This is a genomic window from Streptomyces sp. SP18BB07 (genome assembly GCF_036322545.1).
GTDB classification, from domain to species: Bacteria; Actinomycetota; Actinomycetes; order Streptomycetales; family Streptomycetaceae; genus Streptomyces; species Streptomyces deccanensis.
On sequence record NZ_JAQYWT010000308.1, the window covers coordinates 85,046 to 106,293 of the forward strand.

At 71.3% G+C, this 21,248-nt stretch carries 18 protein-coding genes; 10 read left to right on the forward strand and 8 right to left on the reverse strand.

The window, feature by feature from the left end; genetic code table 11:
• Positions 1-39: 39 nt before the first annotated feature.
• The 4 genes from PUR53_RS20510 to PUR53_RS20525 are packed head-to-tail and all read right to left on the reverse strand — an operon-like array spanning position 40 to position 3,010.
• Positions 40-1,062, reverse strand: coding sequence for an NADP-dependent oxidoreductase (locus PUR53_RS20510; RefSeq protein WP_329909202.1), 1,023 nt, complete (start codon positions 1,060-1,062; stop codon positions 40-42).
• A 4-nt stretch (positions 1,063-1,066) separates the two neighbouring features.
• Entirely contained in the window at positions 1,067-1,282 is a 216-nt protein-coding gene (locus PUR53_RS20515) for a transposase (protein ID WP_329900651.1), read from the reverse strand.
• A gap of 7 nt (positions 1,283-1,289) precedes the next feature.
• Entirely contained in the window at positions 1,290-1,604 is a 315-nt protein-coding gene (locus PUR53_RS20520) for a 2Fe-2S iron-sulfur cluster binding domain-containing protein (RefSeq protein ID WP_329900652.1), read from the reverse strand.
• On the reverse strand, positions 1,601-3,010 hold the full coding sequence (locus tag PUR53_RS20525; protein WP_329909204.1) for an aromatic ring-hydroxylating oxygenase subunit alpha: 1,410 nt from the start codon (positions 3,008-3,010) through the stop codon (positions 1,601-1,603). The genes PUR53_RS20520 and PUR53_RS20525 overlap by 4 nt, the downstream gene beginning before the upstream one ends.
• A 435-nt stretch (positions 3,011-3,445) precedes the next feature.
• On the opposite strand from PUR53_RS20525, the gene PUR53_RS20530 reads away from it, so the two are divergent.
• From PUR53_RS20530 to PUR53_RS20545, 4 genes are read left to right on the forward strand one after another with little or no spacing between them, the layout of a single operon-like run.
• A complete protein-coding gene (locus tag PUR53_RS20530) occupies positions 3,446-4,588 on the forward strand; it encodes a substrate-binding domain-containing protein (protein WP_329909205.1) in 1,143 nt (380 codons plus the stop codon).
• Positions 4,585-6,096, forward strand: a complete 1,512-nt coding sequence (locus PUR53_RS20535) for a sugar ABC transporter ATP-binding protein (protein WP_329909206.1) — start codon at positions 4,585-4,587, stop codon at positions 6,094-6,096. The genes PUR53_RS20530 and PUR53_RS20535 overlap by 4 nt, the downstream gene beginning before the upstream one ends.
• Positions 6,097-6,149: 53 nt before the next feature.
• Positions 6,150-7,283 carry an ABC transporter permease gene (locus PUR53_RS20540; RefSeq protein WP_329909208.1) on the forward strand — a complete coding sequence of 378 codons (1,134 nt, stop codon included), beginning with the start codon at positions 6,150-6,152 and terminating at the stop codon, positions 7,281-7,283.
• Positions 7,283-8,326, forward strand: coding sequence for an NAD(P)-dependent alcohol dehydrogenase (locus PUR53_RS20545; protein WP_329909238.1), 1,044 nt, complete (start codon positions 7,283-7,285; stop codon positions 8,324-8,326). Before PUR53_RS20540 ends, PUR53_RS20545 begins: the two co-directional genes overlap by 1 nt.
• A gap of 103 nt (positions 8,327-8,429) precedes the next feature.
• Here the strand turns inward: PUR53_RS20545 and PUR53_RS20550 are convergent, their stop codons facing one another.
• Complete coding sequence (locus PUR53_RS20550) at positions 8,430-9,068, reverse strand: TetR/AcrR family transcriptional regulator (protein ID WP_329909209.1); 639 nt, start codon at positions 9,066-9,068, stop codon at positions 8,430-8,432.
• A 105-nt stretch (positions 9,069-9,173) separates the two neighbouring features.
• Between PUR53_RS20550 and PUR53_RS20555 the strand changes: the two genes are divergently transcribed.
• The gene (locus PUR53_RS20555; RefSeq protein WP_329900658.1) at positions 9,174-10,226 is read left to right on the forward strand and encodes an aldo/keto reductase; all 1,053 of its coding nucleotides are present in this window, start codon (positions 9,174-9,176) and stop codon (positions 10,224-10,226) included.
• A gap of 116 nt (positions 10,227-10,342) precedes the next feature.
• On the opposite strand, the gene PUR53_RS20560 is transcribed toward PUR53_RS20555, so the two are convergent.
• Genes PUR53_RS20560 through PUR53_RS20570 form a run of 3 tightly spaced genes read right to left on the reverse strand, consistent with a single transcriptional unit; the run spans position 10,343 to position 13,191 of the window.
• Complete coding sequence (locus PUR53_RS20560; RefSeq protein WP_329909210.1) at positions 10,343-11,131, reverse strand: ThuA domain-containing protein; 789 nt, start codon at positions 11,129-11,131, stop codon at positions 10,343-10,345.
• Positions 11,132-11,134: 3 nt separating this feature from the next.
• Positions 11,135-11,899 carry an SDR family NAD(P)-dependent oxidoreductase gene (locus PUR53_RS20565; protein WP_329900660.1) on the reverse strand — a complete coding sequence of 255 codons (765 nt, stop codon included), beginning with the start codon at positions 11,897-11,899 and terminating at the stop codon, positions 11,135-11,137.
• 53 nt (positions 11,900-11,952) lie between these two features.
• The gene (locus tag PUR53_RS20570) at positions 11,953-13,191 is read right to left on the reverse strand and encodes an acyl-CoA dehydrogenase family protein (protein ID WP_329900661.1); all 1,239 of its coding nucleotides are present in this window, start codon (positions 13,189-13,191) and stop codon (positions 11,953-11,955) included.
• 199 nt (positions 13,192-13,390) lie between these two features.
• Between PUR53_RS20570 and PUR53_RS20575 the strand changes: the two genes are divergently transcribed.
• From PUR53_RS20575 to icmF, 5 genes are all read left to right on the forward strand, one after another.
• A complete protein-coding gene (locus PUR53_RS20575) occupies positions 13,391-14,929 on the forward strand; it encodes an AMP-binding protein (protein WP_329900662.1) in 1,539 nt (512 codons plus the stop codon).
• 72 nt (positions 14,930-15,001) lie between these two features.
• Complete coding sequence (locus PUR53_RS20580) at positions 15,002-15,607, forward strand: histidine phosphatase family protein (protein WP_329900663.1); 606 nt, start codon at positions 15,002-15,004, stop codon at positions 15,605-15,607.
• A gap of 57 nt (positions 15,608-15,664) precedes the next feature.
• Positions 15,665-16,855: an acetyl-CoA C-acyltransferase gene (locus PUR53_RS20585; protein ID WP_329909211.1), complete on the forward strand. Its 1,191-nt coding sequence runs from the start codon at positions 15,665-15,667 to the stop codon at positions 16,853-16,855.
• Positions 16,856-16,875: 20 nt separating this feature from the next.
• Positions 16,876-17,844 carry a PDR/VanB family oxidoreductase gene (locus PUR53_RS20590; RefSeq protein WP_329909213.1) on the forward strand — a complete coding sequence of 323 codons (969 nt, stop codon included), beginning with the start codon at positions 16,876-16,878 and terminating at the stop codon, positions 17,842-17,844.
• Between the two features lie 132 nt (positions 17,845-17,976).
• Positions 17,977-21,207: a fused isobutyryl-CoA mutase/GTPase IcmF gene (gene icmF / locus PUR53_RS20595; protein WP_329909215.1), complete on the forward strand. Its 3,231-nt coding sequence runs from the start codon at positions 17,977-17,979 to the stop codon at positions 21,205-21,207.
• The last annotated feature ends 41 nt before the right edge of the window (positions 21,208-21,248 follow it).

Genomic DNA, 21,248 nt, shown 5'->3' on the forward strand with positions numbered 1-21,248 from the left:
CGGCGCCCCCATCGGGGGGCGCCGTTCAGTTCGCCGGTGTCAGCCCAGCCGTACCAGCATCTTGCCGACGTTGCCGCCGTCCAGCAGGGACAGCAGCGCGCCGGCAGCGTTCTCCAGGCCGTCCACGACCGTCTCGCGCGCGGTGATCCGGCCGTCGGCCAGCCACTGCGCGACCCGCCGCTCGAACTCCGGCCGCAGGTCGTCGTGGTCGCGGACGATGAACCCGCGCAGCGTCAGCCGTTTGAGGACGGCCTGGATCAACTGGTTGATGTCCACGGGCCGTCGCTCGCCGCCGAACTGCGACATCATGCCGCACAGGGCGACCCGCCCACCGGTGCGCAGCGCGTGCAGGGCGGCGGCGAGTTGCTCACCGCCGACGTTGTCGAAGTAGACGTCGAGACCGTCGGGTGCCAGCCGGGCCAGCGCCTCACGCACCGGCTCGGTCCGGTAGTCCGCGGCGGCGTCGTAGCCGAACTCCTTCACCAGCAGGGCGCACTTGTCGGGCCCGCCTGCGGTGCCGATGACCCGGTCCGCGCCCAGCAGCCTTGCGAACTGGCCGGCGGCAGTGCCCACGGCCCCGGCCGCCGCGGAGACGAAGACGGTGTCACCGGGGCGGAGTTCGGCGATCCGGGTCAGGCCGACGTACGCGGTGAAGCCGGTCTGGCCGAGCAGGCCGAGCCAGGTGGGCAGCGGGGCGAGGCGCGGGTCGATGCGATCCGCGCCGTCGGTGTCCCCGGCGTCCAGCACGGCCCGCTCCCGCCAGCCCAGTTGGTGCCGTACGAAGGCGCCCGCGGGCACCGAGGGGCAGCGGCTCTCCTCGACGACCGCGAGAGCCCGGCCGTCGAGCGGCGAGCCGGGGGTGAAGTTGTGTGTGTAGTGCTTCTCGGTGCTCTCCAGCCGCCCGCGCATGGACGGGTCGACGCTCATGTAGAGGTTGCGGACGAGCAGTTGTCCCTCGCCGAGCGGCGGCAGCGGGCGTTCCTCGACGGCGAAGTCACCGGGCACCGGCTCCCCGTCGGGCCGGCGCACCAGGCAGACCACCCGGGTGGTGCGGGGTGTCACCGGGTCACTCGCCCGACTGCTGGGGGCCGCGACGCCGGGCGAGCCGGCCCACCCAGCCGGCCATCTGCAGGTCGGCGTGGCGCAGTTCGCCCGACTGCCAGCGGGCCTGGAAGTCGAAGACGCCCCGCGCGCCGGTCTTCGGGTCGGTCACCTCGACCAGACCGTCCTCGGTGAGCCGGTACACATGCCCGGTCAGTGGGTGGATCACTTGCTTGGACATGGGGGCCTCACTCCTGCACTCGGCGGCGTACGCCGCGCTTGGTCACGGTCACCGGGCCCTCGACCCGGAGCCGGCAGGCGAGCCGGGTCAGGCCGTCCACCGGCTTGCGCAGGGCCTCGATGCCCTCGCGCTCCAGCGGGTCCACGGGGGAACAGTTCTCGGCGCCCTCCTCGATCCGGACGAAGCAGGTGCGGCAGGTGCCCTTGCCGCCGCAGAGGGTCGGCCAGCGGTAGCCGAGCCGCCCGGCGGCGGTGAACAGGTCCTCCCCGTCCAGGACATCGAGTTCCTCGCCGGAGGGCCGGACCGCGACGCGGTGGGTCACTTGTCCATCCAGTGGTCGAGCGTCCGGTTGAAGTGGCGGATACGGCTCTCCTGGTAGTTGGCCAGGGTGATGCCCGGCTTGCGCATCGCCTTCAGGCCCTGCTGGACGTACGGCAGGTTCTCGCAGTCCTGGTCGAAGACGGGCCCGAGCACGCCGAGTTCGGGGATGTCCGCGAAGAGCATGTCCTCGGGCACCCAGCGGATCTTCGCCGGAGGCGGCATCTCGCCGGACTCCTTCGGGGCCGACATGAAGATGATCTCGGCGGTGCAGGAGTCCGGGTCCAGGCCGTGAGGCCGGAACCGGTAGATGATGTTGGACTTGGCGCCGCCCCACGGGTTGAAGTTGGGGAACAGCAGGTAGTTGATGGCGTCCAGCAGTTCGGTGTCGGGGGTCTGGGAGAAGTCCTGGCTGGAGGTGGCCTCCAGCTGCGCCCGCATCCGCTGGGCGAGGACCTGTCGGGCGGTGCCGCCGGGCGGGATCGCGGGCAGCTCGTCGCCCTCACCCCGTACCAGGTCGCGGCCCTGGGCCGCCGAGTAGAACGCGCGCGAGTCGTAGAAGGTCTCCAGCACGTCCTCCTCCGTGACGGAGTCGGCCACGTGCGGACTGGGAGCGCCCTGGATGTTGATCATCCGGTTCCAGTTCGGCTGGTCCGCCATCACGTCGTACTGGGAGTTGGCGTCGGCGAGCCACGGCAGCATCTGCGGGTGGGTCGCGATCACGTGGAAGGACTCGATGAACGCGTCCTGCGCGATCTTCCAGTTGCAGGGCAGCACCTTGGCGATGTGCAGCGACTTGTAACGGTTCTCCAGCGGCCAGATGTAGTAGTCGTCGAAGGTGCCGCGATAGCTGTCGAAGGACTCCGCGCAGGGGTCCATGTTGATGAAGACGAAGCCGCGCCAGGTGGCCACCCGGGCCTCGGGGAGCGCGAACTTCTCCGGGTCGACATGCGGGAAGTCCCAGGCGCACGGCGGGCTCTGCATGGTGCCGTCGAGGTTCCAGGTGAAGCCGTGGAAGGCGCAGCGGAACTCGCCGACGTTGCCGCCGGCGGTGCGCAGTTTGCGGCCGCGGTGCAGGCACACATTGACGAAGGCGCGGATCTCCTCGGGGGCGGTGCGCACGATGATCAGCGAGTCGTCGCCGATCTCGTAGATCTCGTGGTCGCCGACCTCGGGGATCTCGCTCTCCAGGCAGGCGAACTGCCAGACGCGCCGCCACACCTGTCGCATCTCGCGTTCGGCCCACTCGCGGGAGGTGAAGCGGGTGGTGTCGATGTCCTCGCTGCCGAGGTGATCGTTCCGCTCGAATCTCAGGGCTGCGGGAACAGGCCGGCTGTCCTGGTCGAGGTAGTCCTGGACGCTGGGCCCTGGGCACCGTGCGGTGCCCGACTCCGACGTTTCGTCCATCATCTCTCCTCCGGCAGAAACTTTAGAGTGAGTGTAGTTAGCTCTCATGGCCCGGAGCAACACTCGTGACGTTGGACCGGGCCACATAGGGCGAGGTCATCGCGGAATTCGCCCCTGGGCCTGGAATTCCTTACGGCGACCCCCTCCCCAATCCCGCCGGGGCATGTCACACTCCGACGCACTTGAGGCTGTAGTGCCTCATAAGTTTCTCGTCCGGGTCGGCTTTCGCTCGTCCGGACACAGCGCCGCGGGATCATCCCGACGGCCCGCGCCGTACCCCACGCCGGCGACCGATGCAGCCCGCTTCCCCTCAAGCCCCCACACGCGCCGTCCCGTCCCGGGCGGCACAGGGATCCGCCTGACCGAAGCCGACTGCCGCGTTCGCGCAGCGACGCGGACCGCGGCAGCGCAGGCGCCACACCACGGGAGTACTCAACGATGAGTTCCACACCCGGTCGCGCGGTCCGCCGCGCCGTCACCGCGATCGTGTCCGTCACCGCCCTGCTGGGCCTCGCGGCCTGCGGTAGCGACTCCACTCCGGCCGCCGGCAGCTCACAGGCGGCGGCACCCGACTCGCCCGGCCTGACGGCGGCCCGCGAGGCGCTGAAGAAGTTCTCCGAGCGCCCGGCCACGATCCCCGTCACCGAGCCCGTCGGCAAGAAGATCCCCAAGGGCAAGGAGATCGACTTCATCCTGTGCGGCGTCCAGTCCTGCAAGGACCTCGCCGACTTCTTCACCGAGGCCGCCGAGGAGCTGGGCTGGAAGGTGAAGCAGATCGCCACCCAGGGCACCCCGGAGTCCGTCCAGGCCGCCTACGAGCAGGCCCTGCGCGACAAGCCGGACGCCGTCGTCGCCTCCGGTTTCCCGCGCGCCGTCTACGCCAAGCAGCTGGCCCAACTGAAGGCCGCCGAGATCCCCGTCCTCCAGTCGAACGCCGACGACCTGCTCGGTGACGGCATCTCCCTGCTCAGTAACGGCCCGGACGACGTCGCCGTGCAGGGCGAGATGCTCGCCTCGTGGGTGGTGTCGAACAGCGGCGCCAAGGCGAACACCGTCTACTTCGATCTCCCGGCCTACACGATCCTCAAGCCCGTGAAGGACTCCTTCGCCACCAAGTACGAGAAGTGGTGCGACGGTTGTCCCCTGGACCAGGTCGACGTGCCGATCACCGCGGTGGGCAAGGACATGCCGGACCGCGTGGTGTCCTACCTCCGGTCGCACCCGAAGGTGACCCACGTCGTCTTCTCCCTCGGCCTGCTCAACGTGGGCGTTCCGGCCGCGCTGAAGACCGCCGGCCTCACCGGCAAGCACATCGTCGTCAACGTCGGTGACGCGCAGAACTACCAGTACATCCAGAGCGGTCTCACCGACGGCGCGATGGCGCTGAACTCCCACGAGACGGCATGGCTCCAGGTCGACGCGCTGGCCCGGCACTTCACCGGCCAGCCCATGGACGTGGACCAGCACGCGAAGCTGCCCAACATGCTCGTCACCAAGGACAACCTGCCCTCCGCCGACGGCGACTTCCCGATCGTCGAGGACTACCAGGCGCAGTTCAAGGCGCTGTGGGGCCTGAGTTGAGCGGGCCGGTGCTCCGGGTGTCCGCCCTGTCGAAGAGATTCGGCGGCACCCAGGCCCTGAAGGACGTCGATCTGGAGGTCGCGCAGGGCGAGATCCACGCCCTGATCGGCCCCAACGGCTCCGGCAAGTCCACCCTCATCAAGATCCTCGCCGGATACCACCACGCGGAGCCGGGAGCGGTCGCCGAACTCGACGGCGAGCCGTTCGACCTCGGCCAGGTCACCGCCTCCCGGCACGACCGGCTCCGCTTCGTCCACCAGGAGCTGGGGCTGGTGGGCGAGTTGAGCGCCATCGACAACCTCGCGCTCAGCCGTGGCTTCGCCCGTACGGCCCTCGGCAACATCCGCTGGCCGGAGATGGAGCGGCGCACGACCGCACTGGTCGAACGGTTCGGCCTCGGCATCGACGTGCGCCGGCCCCTGACGACGGCCACCCCCGTCCAGCGCGCGGTGGTGGCCATCGCCGCCGCGCTCCAGGGCTGGGAGGGCCGCCGCGGTGTCCTCGTGCTCGACGAGCCCACCGCCGTGCTGCCGCCCGGTGAGGTGGCCCGGCTCTTCGACATCGTGCGGGAGATACGCGACGCCGGCGCCGGCGTGCTGTACGTCTCGCACCGGATGGACGAGATCTTCGCGCTCGCCGACCGGGTCACCGTGATCCGCGGCGGGCGCCGGATCGCCACGCGCCGGGTCGACGAACTCACCCCGCGCTCACTGGCGGAGCTGATGGCGGGCGAGGAGACGGAGACAGACCACCGCCCGGCGCCCCGGCCCGGCACCGACGCGGCGGTACTGGAGGTCCGCGACCTGTGGGCCGGACCCCTGCGCGGCATCGGCTTCGACCTCGCCGGGGGCGAACGCCTGGGCATCACCGGGCTGGTCGGCTCCGGCCACGAGATCGTGCCGTACGCGGTGTGCGGCGCCCACACCGGGCGGGTGAGCGGCAGGCTGCGGCTGCCGGAGCGCTCCGAACGCTGGACCGACGCGCGCCGCGCCGGTGGGCTGGGTCTGCCCCTGGTCCCCGCCGACCGGACGGCCGAGGGGGTGATCGGCGACTTCTCGGTCGGCGAGAACCTCACGCTCCCCCTCCTACGGCGGCTCCGCGCCCGGGGCGGACGGCTGCACCGGCGCCGCGAGTCGGTCCTCGCCGAGGAGTGGATCGAGCGGGTCGGGGTGCGCACGGCGGGCCGCGGGGCCCGCATCACCACGCTGAGCGGCGGCAACCAGCAGAAGGTCGTCATGGCCCGCTGCCTCGCACAGCGCCCGCCGGTGCTGGCGCTGTGCGAGCCCACGGCGGGTGTCGACATCGCCACCCGTCTGCAGCTGTACGACCTGATAGAGCGTCAGGCGGGTGAGGGCATGGGCGTCATCGTCTCCTCCTCCGACACCCAGGACCTGCTCGCTCTGTGCACCCGGGTCCTGGTGGTGCGGGAGGGCCGGATCGTACGGGAGCTCAGCGGCCGCGACATCACCGAACCCGCGCTGGTGCACGCCATGGAAGGGACCGAGTGACATGAGCCTCGGAAGGAACCGAGTGACATGAGTCCTGGAAGGAACCGAGTGACATGACATCCACCCCGACCCGGCCGGCGGCGCTCAGGCCGCCCGCGTCGCACCGGCCCCCGGGGCTCGTCCCGGCCGCACCGGTCCGGCGCATGGCAGCCGCCCTGTCGTTCCGGAACATCGGCGCCGTGTACGTGTGGCTGGTCATCGCCGTGCTCTTCTCCGTCTGGGCACCGGAGACGTTCCCGACCGCCACCACGGTCAAGCAGGTGCTCAACGGCAACGCCGTGGCCGGGCTGGTGGCCCTCAGCGTCGTTCCGCCGCTGGCCGCCCGGGTCTTCGACCTCTCGGTCGCCTACACCATGTCGCTGACCAGCGTGCTGACCGCCTACTTCCTGGTCTCCGCCGGACTCGGCCCCTCCGCCGCGATCGCCCTGGCAATGACCGCCGCGCTGCTGATCGGGGTCGCCAACGGCATCGTCGTCGTGGTGCTGCGCGTCGACTCGTTCATCGCCACGCTGGCGACCGGGGCGCTGATCCAGTCGCTGATCACCATGGTCACCAACGACAGCTCCATCACCGGCGTACAACTGCTGGCCGAACCGTTCGCGAGCATCGCCCAGCTGGACGCGGGCGGGATCACGCTGCCGGTGCTGTATCTGCTGCTCGCCGCCGTGGCCATCTGGTTCCTGCTGGAACACACCGCCACCGGGCGCCGGTTGTACGCGACCGGCTTCAACGCCGACGCGGCACGGCTGCAGGGGGTGCGCACCGACCGGCTGCGGTTCCTGACCCTGGTGACCTCCGCGCTGCTCTCCGGCGCGGCCGGAGTCGTCTTCGCGTCGTCGGTCGGATCGGGATCGCCGACGGCGGGCACGCCGTATCTGCTGTCGGCCTACGCCGCGGCCTTCGTCGGGGCGACGCAGTTGCGCGCCGGACGCTTCAACGCCTGGGGAACGGTGCTCGCGGTCCTGCTGCTCGGCACGGGCGTCACCGGCCTCGGACTCGCCACCAGCGCCCCGTGGGCCGCGAGCCTGTTCACCGGCTCGGTCCTCATCGTCGCGCTGGTCCTGACGGGTGGCCGGATCACCCTGCCGGCCGTCCTGCGGCGCCGGAGGGGGAATCCCTCGGGCGTCACCCCCGAGGCTCCCACGGAGGGCTCCGCGCCTGCCCCCAGTAAGGAGAACGAAGAATGATGAAGGCTGTGCAGTACCGGAAGGTGGGACAGGCGCCCGAGGTCGTCGAGGTTCCCGTGCCCGAACCCGGTCCGGGTCAGGTGCTGTTGAAGGTGACGGCGGCGGGGCTGTGCCACTCCGACCTCGCGGTCATGGGCTGGCCCGAGGAGCAGTTCCCGTACGCGCTGCCGATGACGCTCGGCCACGAGGGGGCCGGCACCGTCGCGGCGGTGGGCAGCGGGGTCGAGGGGCTGGCGGAGGGCGACGCGGTGGCGGTGTACGGCCCGTGGGGCTGCGGTCGCTGCCGCAAGTGCGGGCAGGGCAAGGAGAACTGCTGTCCGTACGCCGCCGGACTCGGCATCGTGCCGCCCGGGCTCGGCCGGCCCGGCGCCCTGGCCGAGTACATGCTGGTGGACTCGCCCCGCCATCTGGTGCCGCTGAACGGGCTCGACCCGGTGCAGGCCGCACCGCTCACGGACGCCGGGCTGACGCCGTACCACGCGATCGCGAAGTCGCTGCCCAAGCTGGTGCCGGGCAGCACGGCGGTCGTGATCGGCGTCGGTGGTCTCGGCCATCTGGCCGTGCAGCTGCTGCGCGCGCTGACGCCGGCCCGGGTGGTCGCCCTCGACGTGAGCAAGGAGAAGCTGGAGCTGGCGACGACCGTCGGCGCGCATGAGGCGCTGCTCTCCGACGATGCGGCGGCCGGCCGGATCCGGGAGCTCACCGGCGGGGTGGGAGCGGAGGTGGTGCTGGACTTCGTGGGAGCGGAGGCCACGCTGGCCGTCGCCGCCGCGTCGGTGGCGACGGAGGGCGATGTGACCATCGTCGGCCTCGGCGGGGGCACGCTGGCGGTCGGCTTCGGCGGCGGTCTGCCGTTCGAGGTGTCCGCGACGTTCCCCTACTGGGGCAGCCGCGTGGAGCTGATGGAGGTCGTCGAGCTGGCACGGCAGGGGCTCGTCTCCTCCCACGTGGAGACCTTCTCCCTGGAGGAGACACCGGCCGCGTACGAGCGTCTGCACGCGGGAGAGATCAACGGCCGCGCGGTGGTACTGCCGCACGGCTGAGTGGGAGGGCGACGCAGGTACCGGGTTCGGGACAGCCGAGGGACTGCGCGCCTGCGGAATGACCTGCCCCGCCGGGTGGGTCGGCGGGCGATGAACGGCTCGGTCAGGTGCGGGGTCGCGCTTCGTCGCCCCGCACGTACGCTCCCGCACGCGCCGCTGCCGCGGCGGCCTCGGCGGCCTGCTCGGCGGCGGCTTCGTCGAGGCGGTCGCCGCTGGTCAGCAGGCGGTAGTAGAGGGGGGCGGAGACAGCACGGATGACCTCGTGGGCGTCGGTACCCTCGGGCACCTCGCCCCGGTCGACGGCTTGCTGGACGCAGGGCGCCCACTCCGTGACGCGGATGTCGTAGAAGCGGTGCAGGGCCTCGGCTGTCTTCGCCTCGCAGGTGGCGGCGGCGATCACCGCCTTGAACAGCGCTCCTTGCCGCGGGTCGGCCAACGTGTGCTGCACGAGCCGGGCGTTGGCCTTGAGGTCACCGAGCAGCGAGCCGGTCTCGGTACGCGGCAGTGACTGCTCGGCCATGTCCAGCAGCAGGTCGGCCACCAGGCCGGTCACCGTTCCCCAGCGGCGGTAGACGGTGGTCTTGCCCACCTCGGCACGGCGGGCGACGTCAGCGAGGTCGAGGTGGGCGAAGCCGTGCTCCGCCAAGGCGTCCCCAGCCGCTCGCAACACCGACGCCCGCACCCGCGCCGTGCGCCCTCCAGGACGGACGGTCCCCGGGTCCGCACCCTCATCAAACCCCATAACGGGACTCCAGTTTCGTTAATCTCTCGCACCTGCTACGTTGAGGTCCACACTAACGGAACTCCAAGCCCATTAGTGCGGTCGGGCGGCGAGAGAGGAACAGTCATGGAATACAGGCGGCTGGGCGCATCCGGCCTCAAGGTCCCCGCGCTGAGTTTCGGCGCCGGCACCTTCGGCGGCCGAGGACCTCTGTTCGGCGCCTGGGGCAACACCGACGCACAAGAAGCACGCCGTCTCGTGGACATCTGCCTCGACGCCGGGATCACGATGTTCGACACCGCCGACGTCTATTCCGGCGGGGCCTCCGAGGAGGTGCTGGGCGAAGCGATCAAAGGCCGCAGGGATCAGGTGATCGTGTCCACCAAGACCGGCCTGCCGATGGGCGACGGTCCGGGCGATGCGGGCTCCTCCCGTTCGCGCCTGATCACCGCGTGCGAGGACGCCCTGCGCCGGCTCGGCACCGACTACATCGATCTGTTCCAGCTGCACGCCTTCGACGCCGGTACGCCGATCGAGGAAGTCCTGTCCGCACTCGACGATCTCGTACGAGCGGGGAAGGTCCGCTACCTCGGCATCTCCAACTTCTCCGGCTGGCAGGCGATGAAGTCCCTCTCGATCGCGGAGAGGTACGGCCACCCGCGTTATGTCGCGCATCAGGTCTACTACTCCCTCATCGGCCGCGACTACGAATGGGAGCTGATGCCCCTGGGGCTCGATCAGGGCCTCGGAGCCCTGGTCTGGAGCCCCCTCGGCTGGGGACGGCTCACCGGCAAGGTTCGCCGCGGCCGGCCGCTGCCGGCCACCAGCCGACTGCACCAGACCGCGGACTACGGCCCGCCGGTCGAGGACGAACACCTGTACCGCGTGGTCGACGCCCTCGACGAGATCGCGCAGGAGACCGGCAAGAGCATCCCGCAGATCGCCCTCAACTGGCTGTTGCAGCGACCGACCGTCTCCTCCGTCATCATCGGCGCCCGCGACGAGGACCAGCTTCGCCAGAACCTCGGTGCCGTCGGCTGGACGCTCACGTCCGACCAGATGGCGAAACTCGATACGGCGAGCGGCAGGACTGCGCCCTACCCGTACTTCCCTTACCAGCGCCAGGAAGGCTTCGCCCGCCTCAACCCACCGGTTGTCGCGCCCCGGCCTGCCGCATGACATCGGCGTCAGCAACTGCAGCGTGCAGCCCCGGCATGCCGACGGCAGAAGCGAGCCGGACGCGAAGGGGCGGCGGGGGTGGCTCCCCCATCCCGCCCGCCCCCTCGTCGTCGCGATCAGCCGCCCACCGGGCTCTCCGCCCCCGCCACCACCCGCCCCACACAGCGCCGCAGCACCGTCATGAACTGGGGGGTCTCCCACGGCCCCCGGTCCACCCGACCGGTGTCCGCCACGCCGAGGTCCTGCATGTCGTGGCGGCCCCGGCAGTGGCCGAGGGTGAAGTAGCAGACCTCGCCGAGGCCGTGCCGCTTGAGGTACAGCACCGGCCGAGGCGCGTCGTCCAGGGCCGCCGTGTCGCCCTCGGCGAAACCCCGGCACGGCCCCGTGTACTCGGCGTGCAGCAGCACCTCCAACTCGCCGTGCAGCTCGCACACGTACAGCTCGTCGCTGACGGTGAACGGTTCGATGCCGGCGACCAGCGGATGGCCGGGCCGGGTCACCCGCACCTCGTAGGGCTCGATCGGCGGATGGGCGAGGAACTGGCTGCCGAGCACGGCCGCCAGTTCGCCGAGGAGCCGGGGGGTGGTGAAGACCCGGGGTCCGCCGTTGGCGGGCGGGTCGATCACCGAGTTGGTGCCGTGCAGGGCGAGCCAGCGCCCACCCCGTTCGACGAACCGTGCCAGCGCCTCCCGCTCGGCCGGGCGGGGCCGGACGTCACAGGTGTAGGTCACCAGCAGATCGGCCGCCTCCAGCGCGGCGGCACAGTCGTAGTCTTGGAAGACCGTCGTACGCACCCGCGGATGCTCACCGAGCAGTTCCAGCAGCCGCAGCCGCGCGTAGTCGACGTCGTGCCACCTGCCACCGCACACCAGTACGGCGTCCAGTCGGCCGGCCGGGCCCGCCACGGCTCAGTACTGGACGCGGGTCAGCAGCCCGCCGTCCACCACGAGGTTGACGCCGACGCAGAAGGAGCCGGTCCGCCCGAGCAGGAACGCCACGGCCGCGGCCACGTCCTCCGCCGTGCCGTAGCGGCCGATCGGCAGCTTGGCGAGGACCTCCTCGTACACCTCCGGCCGGCTGGTACGGATGGTCTCCCAGGCGCCGCCGGGGAAGTCGATCGGGCCGGGCGAGACCGTGTTGACGCGGATGCCCTTCGGCGCGAGGGCGTGCGCGAGGGCCGAGGCGTGCTGGACGACGGCGGCCTTCAGCGCGGAGTAGGAGTTGGCGCCGGCGGGCCGGGCGGTGTCGGAGGCGTTGGTGGTGCCGATGGCGACCACGGCGGCCCGCTCCGAGGCCTCCAGGTGGGGCAGGGCCGCCTCGACCAGTCCCGCGAACGGGATCAGGTCGCCGCGCAGGCTCGCCTCCCACGAGTCCGGGCCCTTGACGTTGCCCGCCGACACATTGGACACCAGCAGGTCCAGGCCGCCCAGCTCAAGGGCCGCCCGCTCCACGAAGCCCGCGAGCGCGGCCGGGTCGGTGACGTCGACCGGCTCGGCGAACACCGTCGCTCCCTCGCCGCGCAGTTCGGCCGCGGCCTTGGCGAGCGCCTCCTCGCCCCGGGCGCACAGCGCCAGCGCGCAGCCCTCGGCCGCCAGGGTGCCGGCGATCGCCCGGCCGATGCCCCGGCTCGCACCGGTCACCAGCGCCTTCGCGCCTGTCAGTCCCAGATCCATCGATGTCACTCCTTCGTGATTGTCGCGACGGGCCGAGGCCCGGGGGTGGTTCCTCAGTTGCCGGGGAGTTGCGAGAACGGCACCCGGTCCACGCGTGGTTCCGGCGGGAGCTTCAGTACGCGCTCGCCGATGAGGTTGCGCTGGATCTGGTCGGTGCCTCCGGCGAGCCGGTAGCCCGGGGCGCCGAGCAGGTGCTCGGTCCAGGCGAACGTGCTCGGCTCTCCGGTGTCGGCGCTGATCCGGGCGCCCATGAGTTCGGCGGCGAGCTGGCCGGTGCGGGTGAGCAGGTCGGAGGCCATCAGCTTGGTGAGCGACGCCTCGGGGCCGGGCCGGCCGCCGGAGGCGCTCGCGCGGGCGACGCGGTCCACGGTGGCGGCGCGCAGTTCGGTGCGGACGTACAGGTCGGCGAGGTGCTGGCGGACCAGTGGGTCGTCAGTGCGGCCGAGCGAGCGGGCGAGGGCGAGAACGTCGGTGAAGGTGCCGCCCTTGCGCCGGTTGCCGCTGCCGGAGGCGGTCCGTTCGAAGCCGAGGGTGGCGGTGGCGACCTCCCAGCCCTGCCCCGGGTGCCCGACGCGGAGCCGGTCCGGGACGCGGACCCCGCTGAGGAAGACCTCGTTGAAGGAGGCGCCGCCGCTCATCTGCCGGATGGGGCGCACCTCCACGCCGGGGGCGTCCATCGGGACCAGGAAGGCGGTGATGCCCGCCTGTTTGACGACCTCGGGATCGGTGCGGGCGAGCAGCAGGCCGTACTCGGCGAACTGCGCCCCGGAGGTCCACACCTTCTGTCCGTCGATCACCCACTCCTCGCCTTCCCGCCGGGCCCGGGTGCGCAGCGCGGCCAGGTCGGAGCCGGCGCCGGGCTCGCTGAAGAGCTGGCAGGCGAGCAGGTCCGTACGCAGGAAGGCGCGTGCGTAATCCTGGCGTTGCTCGGGTGTCCCGAACAGGGAGACGGCCATCGCGACCAGGCGCACCGTGACGCTGATCAGTTCGGTGGACGGCGGCACGTCGAAGGCCGACTCCTCCTCGGCGAAGGCCGCCGCGTGGGCGGCGGTCAGGCCGGCGCCGCCCTTGTCACGAGGAAGGGTCAGGGCCTGGTACCCGGCGTCGAAGCGGGCGCGCTGGTAGGCGCGGCAACGCTCCAGCAGCAGGCGCTCCTCGTCCTCGGGAAGGTTGTGGAACACCGCGAGGCCGGCGGCCTCGCCGGTGCTCCGCGTCGGTCGCGCCGGTTCGAGGACGGTGGTCAGCCACTGTCGGACCTCTGTGCGCCATGTGTCCGGATCGGGCTGGGACATGGCTCCTCCTTGAGACGGCACTTACCAGACGGAAGTTGCAGTAACGGTGATCGGAAGGCATCCGAACCCATCTGCTTGAGCATGCGTGAACGCGTTCGGCTTGGATCAGAGTGTTCCGCACTTTCTTGATAAACGCTACAGTCTCGGCATCGCCTCTCCCTTGAACCTGGGAGAGGACCGAGGAGCCGCCGGAGGAGCCATGTCGCTGCTGCCATTCGACCGTCGCGCCCGGGAGACCCCAGACGAAGCCGCCCTGGTGGACGACTGGGAAGTGCTGTCCTGGTCCGGTCTCGCCGACCAGGTGGAGCGGGCCGCGGCGCGGCTGCTGGAGATCGCCCCCGGCCCTCACGACCGGGTCGTCGTCCTGGGCGACAACGCCATCCCGACCGTCGTGGCCCATCTGGCCGGACTGCGCGCCGGGGTGGGGACCGTGGCCACGTCCCGGCATCTGACGCCGGGTGAGCTGGTGGACCAGATCACCGACGCGGGGGCGACCGGCATCATCACCGGTCCCGCCGGGGCGGGTGCCGCCCTGGACGCGGCGAGGGAGCTGGGCCTGCCGCTGGTGATGCACGGGACCACGGCGATCGGGCACGCCTTCGACTGGGACCTGTGGCTGGCGGCCACGCCCGTCGGGCGCGCCCTTCCGGCGGACCGGCCCGCCCGGCCGCCCCTCGTCTACACCTCGGGCACCACCGGCCGGGCACGCGGCACCGAGGTGCGCTGGGTGAACGGCCCGGTCGCGAACAACGTCTCGTACCTGGCCGCGATCGCGGTCCGGCCCGGGTTCCCGCCGGGGCCGCACCTGGTGTGCGGCCCCCTGCAGCACAACGCGGCGCTGACGTCGCTGCGGCACCTCGCGGCGGGCCAACAGGTGGTCGTACTCGGCAGATACGACCCGGCGATCTTCCTGAGCCGCGTCGCGAAGTGGCGGGTCACGTCCACCGTCATGGTGCCCACCCATTTCCAACGGCTGCTCGCCCTGCCGGACGAGGTACGCGCCCGGTACGACGTCTCCAGCCTCACGCAGGTCTCCCACACGGGCTCCGCGTGTCCGCCGGACGTCAAGCGGGCCATGATCGAGTGGTTCGGTCCGGTGCTGACGGAGTCGTACGGCGCCAGTGAGGCGGGCACCGTGGCCCGCATCAGCAGCACCGAGTGGCTGGAGCACCCCGGCTCGGTGGGGCGCGCCCAGCCCCCGTTCGAGGTGCTGGTCACCGATGACGACGGCCGGCCGCTGCCGCCCGGCGAGCGTGGGCTGCTCGCCTTCCGCGCCCCCGAGGACCGGGGGGTGCGCTACCACGCGGACCCGGAGAAGACGAAGTCCGCCTATCTCTCCCCCGGCGTCTTCACCCTCGGCGACATCGGCTACGTCGACGTGAACGGCTACATCTTCATCACCGACCGGGCCGCCGACGTCGTGGTCTCCGGCGGGGTCAACCTGTATCCCGCGGAGAGCGAGGAGGTGCTGCGGCAGCATCCGGCGGTCGCCGAGGTGGCGGTCATCGGGGTGCCCGACCCGGACTTCGGCGAGTCGCTGCGGGCGCTGGTCGTGGCGAGCGCCGACGAGCCGTCGGCCGAGGACCTGGACCGGTTCTGCCGCGAGCGGCTGGCCGCCTACAAGTGCCCGAAGACGTACGAGTTCGTTCCGGAGCTGATGCGCAACGCGATGGGCAAGCTCGACAAACGCGCGATGCGCCGCCCCTACTGGCACTCCGAGCGGACCATCGCGGGCTGAGCCGGACCGACGACCGTTCGACCATCACGGCCCGCGCCGGCCTCCGCCGACCTTTCCCACGAAGGACAACCCATGACCGAACTCCTCCTCATCCGGCACGGCCTCCCCCTGGCGGGCGTGTACGACCCGGGGCTGTCGCCGGAGGGCACCGCCCAGGCGGAGCGCCTCGCCACCTGGCTCGGCGCCGAGGACATCGACGCCCTGTACACCAGCCCGTTCCGGCGCGCCCGCGAGACGGTGGCACCCCTGGAACGGCTCACCGGCATGACCGCGACCGTGCTGGACGACCTGCGCGAGTGGGACACGGACGTCTCGCACCCCTACACCCCGCCGGAGCAGATCGGCTCGGACGATCCCCGGGCGGCGGCCCTCGCCGAGGGGCGGTACGAGGACTTCGTGCCCGATCTGGACTGGGACGCCTTCCGCGCGCGTGCCGCACGGGCCATGGACACCATCCTCGACGCCCATCCCGGCGGGCGGGTCGCGGCCGTGTGCCACGGCGGCATCACCAACACCTATCTGGCGACGGTGCTCGGCCTGCCGAGGATGTTCTGGTTCCACCCCGGCTACACGTCGATCTGCCGGGTGCGGCGGCTGCCGGGCGGCCGGATCGTCCCGCACTCGGTGAACGAGACGGCCCACATGATCGCCGAGCGTGCCGTCGACGCGGTCGCCTGACCCGCCCCTGCCACGCCCCAGGCCCGACCGCCCCACTCTCTCCCAGGAGGTCCCGGCATGCCCGGATCCGTCATCGTCGCCGGAGCCAGAACACCCATCGGCAGACTCATGGGTGCCCTGAGCACCGTCTCCGCCGTCGACCTCGGCGCCCACGCCATCAGCGCGGCGCTGAATGCCGCGCGTCTGGACCCGGGCGCGGTGGAAGCCGTCGTCCTCGGTCATGTCGTCCAGGCAGGGGCCGGTCCCAATACGGCACGGCAGGCCGCGATCCGCGCCGGAGTCCCGTTCTCCGTGCCCGCGAGCACGGTCAACAAGCTCTGTCTGTCGGGGCTGCACGCCATCGCCCTGGCCGACCTCATGATCGCCTCCGGCCGTCACGAGGTGGTCGTCGCGGGCGGCATGGAGTCCATGTCGGGCGCCCCGCACCTGCTGCGCGGAGCACGGACCGGCTGGAAGTACGGCGCGACCGCCGTCGAGGACGCCCTCGACCGCGACGCCCTCGTCTGCGCCTTCGACGGTGTCTCCATGGGCGCGGCGACCGAGCGGTACCAGCAGCCGTACGCCCTGAGCCGCGAGGAACAGGACGAGTACAGCGCGCTCTCCCACCAACGGGCCGCCCGTGCCCGGGAGTCCGGCGCGCTGAGCGAGGAGATCGCCCCGTTCACGGTGACGGGACGGCGCGGCGAGACGGTGGTGGACACCGACGAGGGCGTACGGCCGGACAGCACGGCCGAGAGCCTCGGCCGTCTGAAGCCGGCGTTCTCCGGCGGGGGCACCGTCACCGCGGGCAACTCCTCCCAGCTCTCCGACGGCGCCGCGGCGGTCGTCGTGATGAGCGCGGAACGCGCCCGGCGGGAGGGCCTGACGCCACTCGCCGAGATCGGCGCCTACGGCACGGTCGCCGGTCCCGACCCCTCCCTGCTGGTCCAGCCGGCCGGCGCGGTCCTCGACGCCCTGTCCCGGGACGGCCGGCTGAAGGCCGCCGACCTGGATCTGTTCGAGATCAACGAGGCGTTCGCCGGAGTGGCCCTCGCCTCCGTACGAGAGCTGGAGGTCCCCTTGGAGAAGGTGAACGTCAACGGCGGTGCCATCGCGCTCGGCCACCCGGTCGGCATGACGGGCGCCCGCCTGGTGCTGACCCTCGCGGCGGAGCTGCGGCGACGCGGCGGCGGCACCGGAGCGGCGGCCCTGTGCGGGGGCGGCGGTCAGGGCGACGCGCTGCTGCTGCACGTGCCGACTCAGGCCTGAACCCCGAAAGTGGACGCACCATGAACGACCAACTGCCGCCGACCGAGACGGTCCTCACCGTGGCGAGCCGTACCACCGCCGCCGACGGCGTCGTCTCCCTCACCCTGCGCCGCCCGGACGGCGGGACACTCCCCTCGTGGACGCCGGGCGCCCACATCGACGTGCTCCTGGACAGAGCCGACGGTGACCTGATCCGTCAGTACTCCCTGTGCGGGCGCCCGGAGGAACGCGGGGTGTGGCAGATCGCCGTGCTGCGCGAGCCGCACAGCCGTGGCGGCTCCGCCCATGTCCACGACCACCTGCGCGAAGGCTCCACCGTCCGGGTCCGTGGCCCCCGGAACAACTTCCCGCTGCGGCCCGCCGCACGTCAGCTGTTCGTCGCCGGTGGGGTCGGCATCACGCCCATCCTCTCCATGGTCGAGGCCGCCGACGCCGCGGGAGCCGACTGGCGGCTGCTGTACGGCGGCCGCACCCGCACCTCCATGGCGTTCCTGGACCGTCTCGCGCCGTACGGGGACCGTGTGCTGATCCGTCCCCAGGACGAGTACGGCCTGCTGGACCTCGCCGCGTTCCTCGGCCCGCCCGAGCCGGACACCCTGGTGCACGCCTGTGGTCCCGAACCCCTGCTGCAAGCGCTGCGGGAGCAGTGCGAGGGCTGGCCCCCGGGTGCGCTGGGCGTCGAGCGGTTCGCCCCGGTCGAAACGCCCGGGGCCGGCCCCGCCGAGGCCTTCGAGGTGGAACTCGCCCGCTCCGGGCTCACCCTCACCGTGCCGCCGGGCCTCTCGGTGCTCGAAGCGGTGGAGAAGGCGGGCGTCGAGGTGGCCTTCTCCTGCCGGGAGGGCACCTGCGGCACCTGTGAGACCGACGTTCTCGAGGGCGATCCCGACCACCGCGACTCGCTGCTCACCGAGGACGAGCGGGCCGCCGGCGACACCATGCTCATCTGCGTCTCGCGCTCGTGCGGGCCCCGCCTCGTCCTCGACCTGTGAGCGGGCGGGGGCAGTTGGCCGCGCACACCGCCCCTGTGCCGCTGCTCACGTCATCACCCCTTCCGGCAATTTACTAGGACGTCCTAGTATCTCTTTCGCCAGCGTTCCTCCATCCCGCCCGGGAAGGCCCCCATGAGCGACCTGCACCGACCTGTGCACCCCGTCCGCCTGGTCACCGCTTCGGCCCTGTTCGACGGACACGACGCCTCGATCAACATCATGCGGCGCATCCTCCAGTCACAGGGCGCGGAGGTGATCCACCTCGGACACAACCGTTCGGTGCGGGAGGTCGTGGACGCGGCGCTGGAGGAGGACGCACACGGTGTGGCGGTCTCGTCCTACCAGGGCGGGCACGTCGAGTACTTCGAGTACCTGGTCGAGTCGCTGCGCGGGCACGGAGCGGAGCACGTGCGGGTGGTGGGCGGCGGAGGCGGGGTGATCGTGCCCGAGGAGATCGCCCGGCTGCGCGACAGCGGGGTCACCATCTTCTCCCCGGAGGACGGCCAGCGGATGGGCCTGGCCGGGATGGTCAACTCGGTGATCAGGGACTGCGACTTCGACCTCTGGGACGCCGGGGCGACCGACGCGGCCGACGTCCTCGCGGGCGACCGGTTCGCGATCGCCCGCGCCCTCACCGGCGCCGAACTCGGCAAGCTGCCCCCGGATCTCCTGGGGCAGCTGCGTGGTGCCGCGGCGGCACGCACCGTGCCGGTGCTCGGCATCACCGGCACCGGTGGCTCGGGGAAGTCCTCGCTGACCGACGAACTGGTGCGCCGCTTCCGCCTCGACCAGCAGGACAAGCTGCGCATCGCCGTGATCGCGGTCGACCCGACCCGCCGCCGAGGCGGCGGCGCCCTGCTCGGTGACCGGATCCGCATGAACTCCCTCGACGGCAACCGGGTCTTCTTCCGGAGCCTGGCCACCCGCGGCAGCCGTGAGCTGCCCGAGCACCTCACCGACGTGATCGACGTGGTCAAGGCGGCCGGGTTCGACCTGGTGATCGTGGAGACACCGGGCATCGGACAGGGCGACGCGGCGATCGTGCCGTTCGTCGACACCTCCCTGTACGTGATGACACCGGAGTTCGGTGCCGCCTCGCAGTTGGAGAAGATCGACATGCTCGACTTCGCCGACGTCGTGGCGATCAACAAGTTCGAGCGGCGCGGCGCCAAGGACGCGCTGCGTGACGTGGGCCGCCAACTGGTCCGCAACCGCGAGGCGTTCGGCATGCGCCCCGAGGACATGCCGGTGTACGGCACCTCCGCGGCCACCTTCAACGACGACGGCGTCACCGCGCTCCACCAGCATCTGAAGGCGGCGCTGGCCGAGAAGGGGCTGCCGCTGTCCGAGGGCACGACGGCGCCGGTCGACGTACGCCACTCCTCCGGCATCCGCCAGGTGGTCCCCGCCGGCCGGGTGCGCTACCTCGCCGAGGTCACCGAGACGGTCCGCGCGTACCACGCCGAGACCGAGCGGCTCGCCGAGGCGGCCCGGCGGGCGCAACGCCTGGACCTGGTCAGCGCCGAACTTCTCGAGGCCGGCTCCGACGCCGGGAACGTGCGGTCACTGCTCGACGACGCCCGCAGGCAGCTCCCGCACGACATCGTGGAGCGGATCGCGAACTGGCCCGCCGTCGTGGCCTCGTACTCCGGTGACGAACAGGTCGTGAAGGTCCGGGACAAGGAGATTCGTACCCGGCTGACCCGCGAGTCCCTGTCGGGGAACAAGGTCCGACGCGTCGCACTGCCCCGGTTCACCGACCACGGGGAGCTGGTGAACTTCTGGCGCCGCGAGAACCTGCCCGGCCACTTCCCCTTCACCGCCGGGGTGTTCCCCTTCAAACGTGACGGCGAGGACCCGGCCCGGATGTTCGCCGGCGAGGGCGATCCGTTCCGCACCAACCGTCGCTTCAAGCTGCTCTCCGAAGGCCAGCCGGCCACCCGCCTGTCCACCGCGTTCGACTCGGTCACCCTCTACGGCCGCGACCCGGACGAACGGCCCGACGTCTACGGCAAGGTCGGCACCTCCGGCGTCTCCGTGGCCACACTGGAGGACATGAAGGCGCTCTACGACGGCTTCGACCTGGTCGCACCGACCACCTCGGTCTCCATGACCATCAACGGACCCGCGCCCACCGTCCTGGCGTTCTTCCTCAACACCGTCATCGACCAGCGGATCGACCACTTCCGCGCCACCGAGGGCCGCGACCCCTCGCCCGAGGAGACGGCCGGCTTGCGTGCGCACGCCCTGGCGAACGTGCGGGGCACGGTGCAGGCCGACATCCTGAAGGAGGACCAGGGCCAGAACACCTGTCTGTTCTCCACCGAGTTCTCCCTGCGGATGATGGCCGACATCCAGGAGTGGTTCATCGAGCAGAAGGTCCGCAACTTCTACTCGGTGTCCATCTCCGGCTACCACATCGCCGAAGCCGGCGCGAACCCCGTCAGCCAGCTGGCCTTCACCCTGGCCAACGGCTTCACCTACGTCGAGGCGTATCTGGCCCGGGGCATGCACATCGACGACTTCGCCCCGAACCTGTCGTTCTTCTTCTCCAACGGCATGGATCCGGAGTACACGGTGCTGGGCCGGGTGGCCCGCCGTATCTGGGCGGTGGCGATGAAGGAGAAGTACGGCGCGAACGAGCGCAGCCAGAAGCTGAAGTACCACGTCCAGACCTCGGGCCGCTCCCTGCACGCGCAGGAGATGGACTTCAACGACATCCGCACCACCCTGCAGGCGCTCATCGCCATCTACGACAACTGCAACAGCCTGCACACCAACGCCTACGACGAGGCCGTCACCACCCCCACCGAGGAGTCCGTGCGCCGGGCCCTGGCCATCCAGTTGATCATCAACCGGGAGTGGGGCCTGGCCATGAACGAGAACCCTCTCCAGGGCTCGTTCGTCATCGACGAGCTCACCGACCTGGTCGAGGAGGCCGTGCTGCAGGAGTTCGAGCGGATCAGCGAGCGCGGCGGTGTCCTCGGCGCCATGGAGACCGGCTACCAGCGCGGCCGCATCCAGGACGAGTCGATGCTCTACGAGCAGCGCAAGCACGACGGCACCCTGCCCCTCATCGGCGTCAACACCTTCCGCAACCCCCACGCCGACACCACCGAGCCCGGCGCCATCGAACTGGCCCGCGCCACCGAGCAGGAGAAGCAGTCCCAGCTGGCCCGTGTCCGGGACCACCAGGCCCGCCACCGCGATCAGGCCCACGCGGCCCTGACCGCCCTGAAGGACGCGGCGGTGAGCGGCCACAACGTCTTCGCGGTCCTCATGGACGCCGCCCGGGTCTGCTCCCTCCAACAGATCACCGAGGCCTTCTTCGAGGTCGGCGGCCAGTACCGCCGCAACGTCTGAACCGGCCCCGCAAACCCCGTGCAGCCACTCCAAGAAGAGGA